We start from the raw sequence: 13584 nt of genomic DNA, 5'->3' as shown, positions 1-13584 counted from the left end.
TCTCGTGCCCCGGACGCGGTGCGGCGCGAAGTGCCGCACCGCAGAGCCGGGGCCCATCTCTCAGAGCTGAATGTGACTCAAGATTCTGGGTCCCGGCTCGCGCTTCGCGCGTCCGGGACACGAGAGGCGAGCACTAGACCGCCTTCACCCTTACCCGCAACCCATCCCGCGGCTTCGGGATCGGCCACATCTGCCAGTCCGGCTTGTAGCCTGGCTCCAGCGACACCTCGATGTTCTGCAAGAAGTGCCGCGCGAAGCATTTCGCCTGCATGTAGGCGAAGTGCAGGCCGAGACACATATGCGCGCCGCCCCCGAACGGCACCCAGGCGAAGCGGTGACGGTTGCGCTGGGCTTCTTCGGAAAAGCGAGAAGGATCGAAGCGATCCGGCTCCGGCCAGATGTCCTTCATGTGATGGGTGTAAAGCGGGTTGACGCCGATCGCGGTACCGGCCGGAATCGTAAAGCCCTTGAAGGTGAAATCGCGCATCGCGCGGCGCGGCATCGAGGGCACCGGCGGCTTGATCCGCAGCGCTTCCTTGAACGCCATCTCCGACAGAGGCATCTTTTCGAGATCGTCGAAGCTGCTTGGCGCATCGGGGGCGAGCTCCAGCGCCAAAATTTCCGCGCGCAGTTTGTCCTGCCAGTCGGGGTTTGCCGCGAGCTCGCCGACGAACGACGTCAGCGACGATGTCAGCGTGTCGTGCGCCGCCATCATCAGGAAGCTCATGTGGTCGATGATGTCCTGTTCCGAGAGCAGCGCGCCGTCCTCGTGGGTTGCGCGGCAGAGCTGCGAGAACAGATCATCGCCGCCGTGGTTGCCGCGTCGCAGCGGAATCTGCTCCCGGAAATAGCCGACGATGCGCTTGCGGCCCCTGACGCCGGCCGCCATCTGCGTGCCGGGCAGCGGCCGGCGGATCGGGGCGACGGCGGCGGCGACCATGTCAACGAAGGCGCGGTTGACCTCGTCGACCTCCGGCCCGATATCGGCGCCGAGAAAGGACGCCGCGGCGAGATCGAGCGTGAGCTGCTTCATCGCCGGATAAAGCTGCATCTCGCCGGGCTTCGCCTTCCACTGCGCGACGCGCGCGGCGATGCCGCGGTCGAGATCGCCCAGATACGACTTCATCGGCCCGGACTTGAACGCGACCGACAGCGCCTTGCGGTGCAGCCGGTGCTCGTCGAAATCCAGCAGCATCAGGCCGCGCGGAAATAGCAGGCCAAGCACCTTGTTCCAGCCGTGGGTGGACGAGAACAGCTTTTGCTGGTCGAACAGCACGAGTTCGTTGGCCTCGGGGCCAAGCAGCACGACATTGGTCTCGCCGAAAAAATGTGTGCGATAGACCGGGCCGTATTTGGCGCCGTTCGCCTCGATATGCCCCTTGGGGTCGGCGAGCACCTGAAAGGTCTTGCCGATGATCGGCCAGCCTTCGTCGCCGGGGATGTGTGTCAGCTCGTTGCGCTTGGGCGGAGTGAAGCCGAGCGCAGGGGCGGCCACATTCTGCATCGACATGACGATTGCTCCGGTTGGCTAGACCCGGCCAGCATAGCACAATCCGGCTACGATGACTCTGCGCTTACCGCTTCGCCGCTTCCTTCTGCAAATCCGGCGCGTTGACGGCCGGAATCGCAACGCGGCCGGCGCCGGTCACCTTCAACGCTTCGGCGGCCTTCTCATTCTGCATGATCTTGGCCATCACGGCCTGTCCCGCTCGTTCGAAGATCGCGCGGTTCTCGATCACGAATTTTTGCGACTTGCGCAAGCCGTCGATATAGCCGTTGATCTCCGGCACCACGTAGCGCGCGACAAGGTCCCAGCTCCGGCGCGTGTTCTCCGGATTGGCCCAGTCGTGCACGAAGCCGATGACGGCGCCGACACCGCCGGACACCTGCATCACATTCTTGATCATCTTGACGAGATCGTCGGGCGTGCCGATGACGGAGGCAGCGCCCTCGACGAAGGCGGTCTTGTCCACGGCCTCGTCGGGTGAGGCGAACGCGGTCAGGCCCGGCCGCTGCAGCGTGCCGACGTTATATTCATTGTGCCAGCGCAGCAGGCCGGGGCCGGCCTCGCGGCGAGCCTGGTCGCGTGTCTCGGCGACGTGCCAGGTCAGCAGCACGCGCCAGTTCGCGCGATCGACTGTGGTGCCGTGCTTCTGGGCGGCATCCTCGGCGAACTGCCATTGCTGCTGCAGCGACATCAAACCCTGCGTCGTCATCGAACCCAGCGAGATGATGCCGATGCCGTATTTGCCGGCGAGCGTCATGCCGGAAGGCGAGATCTGCGAGGCCACCACGAACGGCATCTCCTCCTGCAGCGGCAGGAGCTGCAGCGCGGCGTCGTTCATGGTGAACCAATCGCTCTTGGCGGTGACACGCTCGCCGTTGAAGAGGCGGCGGATCACCCCTATCGCCTCGTCCTGACGGTCGCGCTGCGTCATCGGATCGATGCCGAGCGTATGTGCGTCGGAGGCGAGCGCGCCGGGCCCGGAGCCGAAAATGGCGCGGCCGCCGGTCATGTGGTCGAGCTGCACCATGCGCTGCGCGACGTTGTAGGGATGGTGATAGGGCAGCGACACCACGCCGGTGCCGAGCTTGATCCGCTTGGTGCGCTCGCCGGCCGCGGCCAAAAACATCTCGGGCGAGGCGATCATTTCCCAGCCGGAAGAGTGATGCTCGCCGCACCAGAACTCGTCATAGCCGAGGCTGTCCAACTGCTCGACCAGGTCGAGATCGCGCCGGAACTGGAGCATCGGATGCTCACCGATCGGGTGATGCGGGGCAAGGAAGGCTCCGAACTTCAGGCGCGCCATGGCGTTCTCTCCGGCTTTGATTTTTTGTTTGTTTGTGGCGCGAAGCTACGTGCTGGAGACAGCGAAGGCAATCGTGCGATGTCCCGCGCGACGGAATGCAGGCATGCGATGGAGCTGCCCCTTCTCCTCTCTCCGGGGAAGAAGTGAGACCTCGCGATTCCTACCTCGGAGGTAATCGCGCGGATGACGCCGATCTGGGAGCATCGACGCGGTGAAATCCGAAGGGTTCGCGCGTCGATGCATCAAACCGTCACAAAGCAGATCGATTCGTCGTGCCGCTGGTGGGTGCTGGCGATCGTCGTGGCCGCTCAGTTCATGTTCGGCGTCGATGCCTTCATCGTGAACGTTGCCATCCCCACGATAGCTGTCGATCTGCACGCAACGCCGGCGCAGATCGAATCCGTCGTCGCTATCTACTTGATCGCTTATGCCACGCTGGTCGTCACCGGCGGCCGGCTCGGCGACATCCACGGCACCAATAACGTCTTTCTGGCCGGCCTGCTCGGCTTCACCCTGACGTCGCTGTGGTGCGGCCTCGCGCTGTCAGGCGCTGAGCTGATCATCGCCCGGCTGGCGCAGGGTGCGACCGCCGCGCTGATGGTGCCGCAGGTGCTGGCGACGCTGCATCTCCTGTTCGCGGATGAACAGCGCAACCGCGCCTTCGCCATCTACGGCATCGTGCTCGGGCTCGCGGGCGCCGCCGGCTTCCTTCTCGGCGGGCTCCTGGTCACGATCGATCTCGCCGGCACCGGCTGGCGCTCGGTGTTCTTCGTCAATGTACCCTGCGGTCTCGTCATCGCGGCTGCGGCGTGGCGCATCATGCCCTCGGTGCCGCGTCGCGCCGGCACGCGGCTCGATATCATGGGCAGTATCGTTCTGTTCGCTGGATTGCTGTGCCTGATCGGACCGCTGCTGTTCGGCCACGACATCGGCTGGGCGCCGTGGTTGTGGGCGGTGATGGCGATCGGTGCCGTGATTCTCCTCGCGTTCCCGAAACTGGAGCATGCCGTGGCACGCGCCGGCGGCATGCCGCTGATTGACCTGACCTTGCTGGCGGACGCCGCTTTCCTGCGCGGCCTCGGCGCGGCGTTCTTTTTCTTCTTTGCAAATCTCTCGTTCTACCTGGTCATGACGCTGTTCATGCAGCGGGGACTGAAAATCCCCCCACTCGCGGCCGGCACGGCCTTCATTCCGCTCGCCCTCGCTTTCGTCGTGGCCTCGCGCCACAGCAGCGCACGCGCGCGGCATCGCTACACCAAAGCCTTGATCGAGGGATGCGCGCTTCAGATCGCGGGCCTCGTCGCGCTTGCGCTTGTCGTGCTTTATGACGACACGCCGTCGGCGCTCCTGCTCGCGCTCACCATGATCATCTTCGGCTACGGCCAGGGATTGGTGATGGCGCCGCTCTCGGGCGCGGTGCTTTCGACAGTCAAACCGGTTGCGGCAGGCTCGGCGTCTGGCGTGTACGGCACGACGGCGCAGATCGGAAATGCGGCCGGAGTGGCCGCAATCGGTGCGGTGTTCTTCGCCGTCGAAGCGCTGCAATCAGCGCGCGCAGGATTTCTCGTCTCGCTCGCGCTGTTTGTGACGTTAATCATGATCTGTGCCGCATTCCTGGCGTGGATGCGCCGCGTCTCTGCACGAAGTTGAGGCATTGCGTTAATACGAGCGGATTTCCGCAGGTTCTCCCGCGATTTAGGAGGTCATCGACAGCACACGGTCTTTTTATTTTGCACTGCAGCAACTATTTGGTTTGGGTGGACGTTGAACGTCGCCTGTCAGGAGCTGCCGTGTCGTTAACCAGAAATGTCGATCTCTTGAGACGTCTGCCAAAGCTGGACGGATTGCGCTTCGCCGAATTCGGCCGGAGTGCCGATACGTCCAGTCCGCTGCAAGAGGTGACGAGCTTCGGCGACAATCCCGGCAATCTGCGCATGTTCTCGTTCGTGCCGGCGCAGTTGCAGAAGCCGCGCGCGCTCGTCGTCGTGCTGCACGGCTGCGGCCAGACGGCGGCAAGCTACGACCTCGGTGCCGGCTGGTCGACGCTCGCCGAGCACTACGGCTTTGCACTGCTGATGCCCGAGCAGCAGCGCGCCAACAACGGCAACACCTGCTTCAACTGGTTCAGTCCGGAGGATACCGCGCGCGATAGCGGCGAGCCGCGTTCGGTTCGCGAGATGATCGCGCACATGACCGAAACGCATCGCCTCGATCCCCGGCGCATCTTCATCACGGGCCTGTCCGCCGGCGGCGGCATGACGTCGGTGATGCTCGCGACCTATCCGGAAGTCTTCGCGGCTGGTGCGGTCATCGCGGGACTTCCCTACGGCATCGCGACGAACCTGCGCGAGGCGCTGGACGGCATGTTTCATTCCCCGGCGCGGCCCGCGCGCGAGCTCGGCGATCTGGTCCGGCGGGCCTCCAATCATCGCGGTCCGTGGCCGAAGATGTCGGTTTGGCACGGCAGCGCCGACCGCACCGTCAATCCCGGCAATGCCAACGAGATCGTCAAGCAATGGCTCGACCTGCACGATCTGCCTGAATTGCCGATGGCGGAGACCAATGTCGACGGTTATCCGCGCCAGGCCTGGTGGAATAAGGACGGCGAGACCCTCGTCGAGTCCTACGCTATCACCGAGATGGCGCACGGCACGCCGCTCGGCATCGCCGACAACGATCACCGCTACGGTGTGGAAGGCGCGTTCCTGATCGAGGCCGGCATCTCCTCATCCTACCACATCGCAAAATTCTTCGGCCTGACCGGCTGGATTGCGGATGCCGCGAAGACGGCGGAGGCGAAGCCCGCCGCCCCGTCGAAGCCGCCGCTGACATCCGCGCCGCATCTGGCCCGCTCGATCCGCGCTGCGGTCGCCGAAGAGCTGGCCGAGCCGAAGCGCGAGGAGGTCCGCGGCTTGGATCTCGGCCAGATCATCACGCGTGCGCTCACGGCTGCGGGATTGATGAAATAACTCAGGCGGTCGCGCCGATCCATTCGATCGGCGTTACCGTCACCTCGCCGCCGGCGACCTTGCGCGTCATCTCCTGATAGGCCTTGAAGAAGTCGCGCGATTGCAGCGCTTTTTGCGCGGCATCATCCGTGACGCTGGCGAGATGAAAATAGCTGCCGTCGTCGCGATTTTTGAGGACACGATAGCCGATCCGTCCTTTCAACTCCGGATCGCCGTCGATCGCCTTGATGAAGCGGCCGACCTCCTGGTGCCAGGCCTCCGTCGTGCCGTTCTTGAATTCGTACCGGATCATGAAGTGCTTCATGTGACGCTCCCTGTTCGTCTTGTGCGTCATCATCTGCGCGCTGGTACCGATCCTGCAAGTATGGACAAAATTGATAGTATGGACTTTTTCGGCGCTGCTCCTATCGTCTTCTCGAAGATGGAGGAGACGACATGGCCAAGGAAAGTGCAAAGCCGAACCCGGCGCGGGCCTGTCCGGTCGCGGCCTTTCAGAAAATGATCAGCGGCAAGTACAAGCTGCGCATCGTCTGGGACCTCAAGGACGGCCCGCGCCGCTATGGCGAGATCAGGAGCGGATTGCTGCGCGGCACGGAAGGCAGCGCCGAGATCACGCCGCGCGTGCTCAGCCGCGAGTTGAAGGCGCTGACCGAAAGCGGCCTGATCGACCGCAAGGATTTTGGCGAGGTGCCGCCGAAGGTCGAGTATCGCCTGACACGCAAGGGAAAGAGTTTTGTGCCGGTGGTCGCCGCGATCCGCGATTGGGGCGACCGTAACCTCAGTGAGCTCGCAGCGCTAGCAGACGCCGCAGAATAGGCCCTTACATCTCGCCAGTGATGAACGGATTGGTCATCCGCTCCTGGCCGATGCTCGAGCCGGCGCCGTGGCCGCAGATGAAGCCGACATCGTCGCCCAGCGGCAGCAGCTTGGTCCTGATCGAGTCGATCAACGTCGCGTGACTGCCGCCGGGCAAATCGGTGCGTCCGACCGAGCCCGCGAACAGGACGTCGCCGACGTGGGCGAAGCGCATGTCCTTGTTGAAGAACACCACGCTGCCGGGCGAGTGACCGGGGCAATGATAGATGTCGAACGTGAGACCGCCGATCGCGACGGTGTCGCCCTCGTCGAGCCAGCGGTCCGGCTCGAAATTGCGTCCCCCTGTCATGCCGAAGCGGGCGCCGCTTTCGACCACGTTGTCGAGCAGGAATTTGTCCGCGACATGCGGGCCCTCGATCGGTACCTTCAGCGCATCGCGCAATTCGGCCGCGCCGCCGACATGGTCGATATGGCCGTGGGTTAGCCAGATCTTCTCCACGGTGACGCCGGTCTGCTTGATGGCGTCCAGGATCTTCGGCACGTCGCCGCCGGGATCGATCACCACGGCCTTCTTGGAAGGCTCGTCCCAGATGATGGTGCAATTCTGCTCGAACAGCGTCACGGGAACGATGATCGCGCCGGCCTTGGCTTGTGTCTCATGTTGCTCGCTCATGGGGCTCACAATGCCGATTTTTGCCATGCCGCCAAGCAAAAGATTCGTGCCCTGGCCGGGGAACAGGGGCAGCTGCCGTCACACGGCGGTCCCAATTCGCCTGCTGTTTTGAACCGGGGCGCTGCTCTCGCGTTCTCCTGCGCGAGACTCAAGATTTCAGGTGGTTTCCCGCATGGCTCAGGGTGGCAGCAATTGGTGGCGCGACGGCATCTTCTATCAGATCTACCCGCGCTCGTTTCAGGACTCCGACGGCGACGGTGTCGGCGATCTCGCTGGAATCCTCCGGCGGCTGCCTTACGTGAAATCGCTCGGCGTCGACGCGATCTGGCTGTCGCCGATCTTCCCCTCGCCGATGGCTGATTTCGGCTACGACATCTGCGACTATACCGGCATCGAGCCGCTGTTCGGCACGATGGAGGACTTTGATGCGGTGCTCGCGGCCGCGCATGACAACGGCCTCAAGCTGATCCTCGACCTCGTGCCGAACCACACCTCGGACCAGCATCCCTGGTTCGTCGAGAGCCGGTCCTCGCGCGATAATCCCAAACGCGACTGGTACATCTGGCGTGATCCGGCAGGCGGTGGCGGGATGCCGAACAATTGGCTGTCCGAGTTCGGCGGCAGTGCGTGGCAGTTCGACGGGACGACGGGACAATACTATTACCACGCCTTCCTCGCACAGCAGCCCGACCTCAACTGGCGCAATCCTGACGTCCGCGGGGCGATCTACGACGTGATGCGGTTCTGGCTCGAGAAGGGCGTCGACGGCTTTCGGGTCGACGTGATCTGGCACCTGATCAAGGACGCCGATTTCCGCGACAATCCGCAGAACCCGCATTATGTCGAGGGCCGGCCGCCGAACGAAAGGATCCTCACGCAATATTCCACCGACCAGCCGGAGGTGCACGACGTCATCGCAGAGATGCGGCGTGTCACCGATGCGCATGATGCGCGCGTGCTGATCGGTGAGATCTATCTGCCGCTGCACCGGCTGATGGCCTATTACGGCAACGACCTCACCGGCGCGCAGATGCCGTTCAATTTCGCGCTGCTCTCGACGTTCTGGAGCGCGCGCTCGATCGAGAAGATCGTCGGGGATTACGAGAAGGCGCTGCCGAAGGGCGCCTGGCCGAACTGGGTGCTCGGCAATCACGATCGCCCGCGCGTCGCAAGCCGCATCGGCGAGGTGCAGGCCCGCGTCGCCGCCATGCTGCTGCTGACGCTGCGCGGCACACCGACGCTCTATTACGGCGACGAGATCGGCATGCATCAGCTCGCGATCGCCCCCGAGGATGTGCGCGACCCCTTCGAGAAGAACGTGCCCGGTATCGGTGTCGGCCGCGACGGCTGCCGCACACCGATGCAGTGGGATTCATCCGGTTTCGCCGGCTTCTCCGACGTCAGGCCGTGGCTGCCGTTGCCGGAGGATCACATCCACGAAAACGTCGTCAATCTCGAAGCCGATTCGCGTTCGATCCTCGCGCTCTACAAGCGCCTGATCGCGTTACGGAAGGCATCTCCGCCGCTGATCGCTGGCGACTATCATCCGATCGCGGCGCAAGGCGATCTGCTGGTCTATCGCCGCGAAGCCGAGGGCAGGGCGGTCATAGTCGTGCTCAATCTCGGCCCTGAGCCGATTGCCGTGACTACCAGCGCGCTAAAGTTTGACAGTGAGATTCTGCTGTCGACGTTTCTGGATCGCGAGGGGGAGAAGCTGGAGGGCGTGCTGGATCTGCGGGGCAATGAGGGTGTGATCATCGCAGCGTCCTAACTGTGCGGCGCCATCTACCCCGGATGTTTAATCCCCCGCGCCGTTTCGTCGATATCGCTCCGCTTCAACAGATAATCCAATCCGCCGACGCGGTACCAGCGATATCCATACGGCTCCAGCACGATGCGGTGCTGGCCGCGTTTGTCGGCGTGGCTGTGGTCTTCCGCAAGCAGATTGATCAGGTGCTCGCCGGCATCATCAGGAAGCGCCACGGAAAATGCGATCTCGCGCGGCTTCTCGTCGAGATTGTGCACGAACAGCACGGAATTGTTGCGCCAGTCATAGCGCATGATGAACACGGCGGGATCGCGCGTCGCAATGATCGCGAAATCGCCCCAGCCGATCTCCGGCACCTCCTTGCGCATGCGGACGATGCGCTCGGTCCAGTTCAGCATCGAGTTGGGATCTCGTCGCTGTTTCGCGACGTTGACATGCGGGTAGCCGTAGGGGCCCTTGTCGATGACGGGGCATGCCGGCTTCTCGCTCTCGGTGAAGCCGCCCTGGGGCTCGGTCGACCATTGCATCGGCGTGCGCGCGCAATTGCGCTCCGGCAATGAAAGATCGTCGCCCATTGCAATCTCGTCGCCATAACGGATCACGGGCGTCCCCGGCAGCGTGCACATCAGGCTGTAGGCGAGCTCGAGCCGCCTGCGGTCGCCGCCCAGCATCGGCGCCATGCGACGGCGGATGCCGCGGTCGTAGAGCTGCATATCCTTGTCGGGGCCAAATTTCCTGAACACGATGTCGCGCTGCGCCTTGGTCAGCCGCCCCAAATCGAGCTCGTCGTGATTGCGCAGGAACAGGCCCCATTGCGCCGCGGCCGGCCGCGGCTTGGTCGCCTTGAGCGATTTCGCCAGCGGACGGGAGTCACCGGACGCCAGCGCATAGAACAGATGCTGGTTGACGTGGAAGTTGAACATCATGTGCATGCGGTCGCCATCGCGGCCGAAATATTCCATGTCGGTTTCGGGTAGTACGTTGGCCTCGGCGAGGATGATGGCATCGCCTTGCCGCCATTGCAGGAATTCGCGGAATGCGCGCAGCATGTCGTACTGCTCGATCGGCTTCCTCACCTTTGCGCCCTTGGTCGCGATCACGAAGGGCACCGCATCCATGCGGAAGCCTGAGACGCCGAGCTGGATCCAGAAGCCCATGATCTTGAGGATCTCGGCCTGCACGTGCGGGTTCGAGGTGTTGAGATCGGGCTGAAAATCGTAGAAGCGATGAAAGTAATACGCGCCGGCTTCCTTGTCGCGCGTCCATGTCGATTTCTGCACGCCGGGAAACACCATGCCCGTGTTGGCATTTGCGGGCTTCTTGTCGGACCACACATACCAGTCGCGATAGGGCGAATTCTTGTCGCGCCGGGCTTCCTTGAACCAGTGATGCTGGTCCGATGTGTGGTTGACCACGAGGTCGATGATGATGCGGATGCCGCGCTGCTTGCAGCCATGGGCGAATTCGACGAACTCGCCCAGCGTGCCGTAACGGGAATCGACGCTGTAATAGTCGGCGATGTCGTAGCCGTCGTCGCGGCCAGGCGAGGTCTGGAACGGCATCAGCCAGATCGTGGTGATGCCGAGCCCGTGCAGATAATCGAGCCGACGCAGCAGTCCCTTGAAATCGCCGATGCCGTCGCCGTTGGCATCCATATAGGTGCCGACGGACAAGCAATAGAACACGCCGTTCTTGTACCAGAGATCGTCGATCATGCGCCGCAGCCTCGATGTTCCGCCGAGGTGCGGCGGCTGCGTGATAAGTGCTAAGACGAGGTCAGGTTCCGCCTTTCGCCGGGAACGACATGGGAGGTGGAATCGGCTATCCTTCCTCCATGGACCACACCGCCCGCATTGCCCTCGTGCCGCCGCCGGACCGCCGTCAGTCCGAGACGGCGCTGGCGATTGCGCGCGGTACGGCGCGGTTGCTGCGCTCGCTCGGCTTCACCTGCATCAGCGAATTGCCGCTACCGTCGGGGCGGCGCGCCGATCTCGTCGCGCTGAACGAGCGCGGCGAGATCTGGATCGTCGAGATCAAATCGTCAGTGGAGGATCTGCGCGCCGATCAGAAATGGCACGAATACCGCGCCCATTGCGACCGGCTGTTCTTCGCCTTCACGCAGGATTTGCCTTGCGGGATATTTCCGCAAGACACCGGCCTGATCGTCGCGGATGCCTATGGCGCGCACATGCAGTGCGAGGCGCCCGAGCACAAGCTCGCTGCGGCCACGCGCAAGCAGATGACGGTGCGATTTGGCATGGCGGCGGCCTTGCGGATCAACCGGCTGGTCGATCCGCAGGGGCATGCGGATTTTTGGGAGTAGCGGGCTCTCGTGTCCCGGACGCGCTGCAACGCGTTGGCGTTGCTGCGCAGCGCCGGGACCCAGAAGACAGGCGGGGCTTCTAGCTCTCTAAAAAGAATGAGGCCCCGGCTCAACAGCGCATCACTTCGTGCTGCGCTGCGTCCGGGGCACGGTAGCCGTGAGTATTATCGCGGCGCGCGCTTCGCTAGAATCCGCTGCAACGTGCGCCGGTGCATGTTCAGCCGCCGTGCCGTTTCCGAGACGTTGCGGTTGCACATCTCATAGATGCGCTGGATGTGTTCCCAGCGCACGCGGTCGGCGGACATCGGGTTCGCCGGCAATTCGGATTTGTCCGAGCCGGTCGACAGCAGCGCGGCGACGACGTCGTCGGCATCCGCGGGCTTGGAGAGATAATCGATCGCGCCCATCTTCACCGCGGTCACGGCGGTGGCGATGTTGCCATAGCCGGTCAGCACGATTGCACGGGCGTCGGGGCGCTTCTTCTTGAGCGCCGAAACCACGTCAAGACCGTTGCCGTCGCCGAGCCGCAGATCCACCACGGCGAATGCGGGAGCCGCCTTGCCGATCTGCGCCAGACCGTCCGAGACGGTGTCGCATGACGTCACCGCAAACCCACGCGTTTCCATCGCGCGCGACAGCCGCTCCAAAAACGGCTTGTCGTCCTCCACGATGAGAAGCGAGCGGTCGGTCTGTTCGTTCAATTCGGCGATGGCGTTCAAGGTTTTGTCCTCTCTCCAGCGCGTCTACATATGGCGTCGCAATCGGGCGGTGCCAAGGCCGCCAATAGTCGATCGGCCGTGCTGTGCGACGCAAGGTCGCGGGCTATCCTATTGTTTCTTCGAAGGTCTCGATAGCCTCAAAACGCTCTCGCGGCCACGTGATCTGGACCACTGCGCCATGGTCCGGAAAGGTTCGGTTGGTAAACGAGACCTTGGCGCCGGTGCGTTCGAGCAAGGTGCGTGCGATGAACACGCCCAATCCCAGCCCGCCGCCTTCATCCCGGGTGCGTCGCCGCGACAAATAAGGCTCGCCGATCCGTTTCAGGATGTCGGGCGGAATACCGGGGCCGTCGTCGGAGATCACGATCTCGATCATGTCGTTGTTCCACCACGCGTTGACCTCGACCGTGGTGCGGGCGAAATCGACCGCGTTCTCGACGATGTTGCCGACGCCGTAGAGGATCGCCGGATTGCGCGAACCGACCGGCTCGGCCACGATGGCGACCGCGATACGCACCTTGATATCGACGCCGAAATCGCGGTGCGGCGCCACCACCTCCTCGATCAGCTCCGACAGCTTCATGCGGTCGAACGGCGCGCCTTCGGCGGAGAGCTGGGTGATCTTGCTCAATATGTCGCGGCAACGCTGCGTCTGCTCGCGCAGTGTCTTCAGGTCGGCGGCAAAACTCGCATCCTTCACCGTCTTTTCCAGCTCGCGCGAGATCAGGAAGATCGTCGCGAGCGGCGTGCCGAGTTCGTGCGCTGCGGCCGCCGCCAGGCCGTCGAGCTGGGTCAGATGCTGCTCGCGCGTCAACACCAGCTCGGTCGCCGCCAGCGCATCCGCAAGTTTCCGAGCCTCTTCGGTGACCTGGAACGAGTAGAGGCTGGTGACGCCGATCGCGAGCACGATCGAGAGCCAGACGCCGACGAGATAGATCGGCGGCAGCACCAGCGGATCATCGGAATCCCAGGGCAGCGGCAGATGGAAGAAGACCAGGACCGAGGCGCAGGCGACAGCCAGTACGCCGAGGCCGAAGGTGAAGCGGGCCGGCAGCGCGGTGGCCGAGATCAGCACGGGCGCGAGGAACAGGAACGAGAACGGGTTCTGGAGTCCGCCGGTGAAGAATAACAGACCCGCCAGCTCCACGATGTTGAGCGCGAGCAGTCCGGCCGCCTGCATCGGCTCCAGCCGCTGCAGCGGATTGGACACGGTCTGGAGCGCCAGATTGAGCGCCGCCGACAGGGCGATGATACTGACGCAGGGGACGATCTCGACGTCGAATTCCAGCCCTTGCGCCACGATGAAAATCGCAGCGAGCTGGCCGAGCACCGCGAGCCAGCGCAGCCGCAGGATCGTGTCCAGGCGGATATGCCGCTGCGAGGGGCGGAAGTCGGAAGCGGCAATTTCAGTCATGTCGGCCAATTTTGCGGTGCCTTCTCGATCACAAACGCAGAGCTCGCGGAACCACCCGGGATTACAAGCCTTGCGCTCTCCGCAGCAATAGC

The 13584-nt window shown here is 63.6% G+C and carries 12 protein-coding genes; 5 read left to right on the top strand and 7 right to left on the bottom strand.

Annotated features, from left to right (window positions below; all coding sequences use genetic code 11):
* Positions 1 to 133: 133 nt before the first annotated feature.
* Positions 134 to 1510, bottom strand: a complete 1377-nt coding sequence (locus ABIB00_RS03215; protein ID WP_354103349.1) for a cytochrome P450 — start codon at positions 1508 to 1510, stop codon at positions 134 to 136.
* Positions 1511 to 1574: 64 nt separating this feature from the next.
* Complete coding sequence (locus ABIB00_RS03210; protein ID WP_354103348.1) at positions 1575 to 2810, bottom strand: LLM class flavin-dependent oxidoreductase; 1236 nt, start codon at positions 2808 to 2810, stop codon at positions 1575 to 1577.
* A gap of 237 nt (positions 2811 to 3047) precedes the next feature.
* Here ABIB00_RS03210 and ABIB00_RS03205 point away from each other — a divergent pair, with 237 nt between their 5' ends.
* On the top strand, positions 3048 to 4460 hold the full coding sequence (locus tag ABIB00_RS03205; protein ID WP_354103347.1) for an MFS transporter: 1413 nt from the start codon (positions 3048 to 3050) through the stop codon (positions 4458 to 4460).
* Between the two features lie 140 nt (positions 4461 to 4600).
* Positions 4601 to 5779, top strand: a complete 1179-nt coding sequence (locus tag ABIB00_RS03200) for an extracellular catalytic domain type 1 short-chain-length polyhydroxyalkanoate depolymerase (protein ID WP_354103346.1) — start codon at positions 4601 to 4603, stop codon at positions 5777 to 5779.
* 1 nt (position 5780) lies between these two features.
* On the opposite strand, the gene ABIB00_RS03195 is transcribed toward ABIB00_RS03200, so the two are convergent.
* A complete protein-coding gene (locus tag ABIB00_RS03195) occupies positions 5781 to 6083 on the bottom strand; it encodes a hypothetical protein (RefSeq protein WP_247351628.1) in 303 nt (100 codons plus the stop codon).
* A 131-nt stretch (positions 6084 to 6214) separates the two neighbouring features.
* Here ABIB00_RS03195 and ABIB00_RS03190 point away from each other — a divergent pair, with 131 nt between their 5' ends.
* Positions 6215 to 6595: a winged helix-turn-helix transcriptional regulator gene (locus ABIB00_RS03190; RefSeq protein ID WP_247442059.1), complete on the top strand. Its 381-nt coding sequence runs from the start codon at positions 6215 to 6217 to the stop codon at positions 6593 to 6595.
* 4 nt (positions 6596 to 6599) lie between these two features.
* Here the strand turns inward: ABIB00_RS03190 and ABIB00_RS03185 are convergent, their stop codons facing one another.
* Positions 6600 to 7268, bottom strand: a complete 669-nt coding sequence (locus ABIB00_RS03185; RefSeq protein WP_354103345.1) for an MBL fold metallo-hydrolase — start codon at positions 7266 to 7268, stop codon at positions 6600 to 6602.
* A 172-nt stretch (positions 7269 to 7440) separates the two neighbouring features.
* Between ABIB00_RS03185 and ABIB00_RS03180 the strand changes: the two genes are divergently transcribed.
* Positions 7441 to 9039 (top strand): alpha-amylase family glycosyl hydrolase, encoded by a 1599-nt coding sequence (locus ABIB00_RS03180; RefSeq protein WP_354103344.1) that lies wholly within the window; start codon positions 7441 to 7443, stop codon positions 9037 to 9039.
* 14 nt (positions 9040 to 9053) lie between these two features.
* Here ABIB00_RS03180 and ABIB00_RS03175 read toward each other — a convergent pair whose 3' ends face one another.
* The gene (locus ABIB00_RS03175; RefSeq protein WP_354103343.1) at positions 9054 to 10751 is read right to left on the bottom strand and encodes an alpha-amylase family protein; all 1698 of its coding nucleotides are present in this window, start codon (positions 10749 to 10751) and stop codon (positions 9054 to 9056) included.
* 119 nt (positions 10752 to 10870) lie between these two features.
* On the opposite strand from ABIB00_RS03175, the gene ABIB00_RS03170 reads away from it, so the two are divergent.
* Positions 10871 to 11359: an MmcB family DNA repair protein gene (locus tag ABIB00_RS03170; protein ID WP_354103413.1), complete on the top strand. Its 489-nt coding sequence runs from the start codon at positions 10871 to 10873 to the stop codon at positions 11357 to 11359.
* Between the two features lie 164 nt (positions 11360 to 11523).
* Here the strand turns inward: ABIB00_RS03170 and ABIB00_RS03165 are convergent, their stop codons facing one another.
* The gene (locus tag ABIB00_RS03165) at positions 11524 to 12078 is read right to left on the bottom strand and encodes an ActR/PrrA/RegA family redox response regulator transcription factor (protein ID WP_211395226.1); all 555 of its coding nucleotides are present in this window, start codon (positions 12076 to 12078) and stop codon (positions 11524 to 11526) included.
* A 103-nt stretch (positions 12079 to 12181) separates the two neighbouring features.
* Positions 12182 to 13492 carry an ActS/PrrB/RegB family redox-sensitive histidine kinase gene (locus ABIB00_RS03160; protein WP_354103342.1) on the bottom strand — a complete coding sequence of 437 codons (1311 nt, stop codon included), beginning with the start codon at positions 13490 to 13492 and terminating at the stop codon, positions 12182 to 12184.
* Between the last annotated feature and the right edge of the window lie 92 nt (positions 13493 to 13584).

The organism is Bradyrhizobium sp. LB14.3 (genome assembly GCF_040547985.1).
GTDB lineage: Bacteria > Pseudomonadota > Alphaproteobacteria > Rhizobiales > Xanthobacteraceae > Bradyrhizobium.
The sequence above is the reverse complement of the archived record's forward strand: the minus strand, read 5'-3'. Positions and strand labels throughout refer to the sequence as shown.

What these genes read in the sequence shown, in the direction of transcription:
- ABIB00_RS03215 (WP_354103349.1), bottom strand. Translation starts at nt 1,510, where the DNA reads ATGTCGATGCAGAATGTGGCCGCCCCTGCGCTCGGCTTCACTCCGCCC.
- ABIB00_RS03205 (WP_354103347.1), top strand. Translation starts at nt 3,048, where the DNA reads ATGCATCAAACCGTCACAAAGCAGATCGATTCGTCGTGCCGCTGGTGG.
- ABIB00_RS03160 (WP_354103342.1), bottom strand. Translation starts at nt 13,492, where the DNA reads ATGACTGAAATTGCCGCTTCCGACTTCCGCCCCTCGCAGCGGCATATC.
- ABIB00_RS03175 (WP_354103343.1), bottom strand. Translation starts at nt 10,751, where the DNA reads ATGATCGACGATCTCTGGTACAAGAACGGCGTGTTCTATTGCTTGTCC.
- ABIB00_RS03185 (WP_354103345.1), bottom strand. Translation starts at nt 7,268, where the DNA reads ATGAGCGAGCAACATGAGACACAAGCCAAGGCCGGCGCGATCATCGTT.
- ABIB00_RS03180 (WP_354103344.1), top strand. Translation starts at nt 7,441, where the DNA reads ATGGCTCAGGGTGGCAGCAATTGGTGGCGCGACGGCATCTTCTATCAG.
- ABIB00_RS03210 (WP_354103348.1), bottom strand. Translation starts at nt 2,810, where the DNA reads ATGGCGCGCCTGAAGTTCGGAGCCTTCCTTGCCCCGCATCACCCGATC.
- ABIB00_RS03195 (WP_247351628.1), bottom strand. Translation starts at nt 6,083, where the DNA reads ATGAAGCACTTCATGATCCGGTACGAATTCAAGAACGGCACGACGGAG.
- ABIB00_RS03170 (WP_354103413.1), top strand. Translation starts at nt 10,871, where the DNA reads ATGGACCACACCGCCCGCATTGCCCTCGTGCCGCCGCCGGACCGCCGT.
- ABIB00_RS03190 (WP_247442059.1), top strand. Translation starts at nt 6,215, where the DNA reads ATGGCCAAGGAAAGTGCAAAGCCGAACCCGGCGCGGGCCTGTCCGGTC.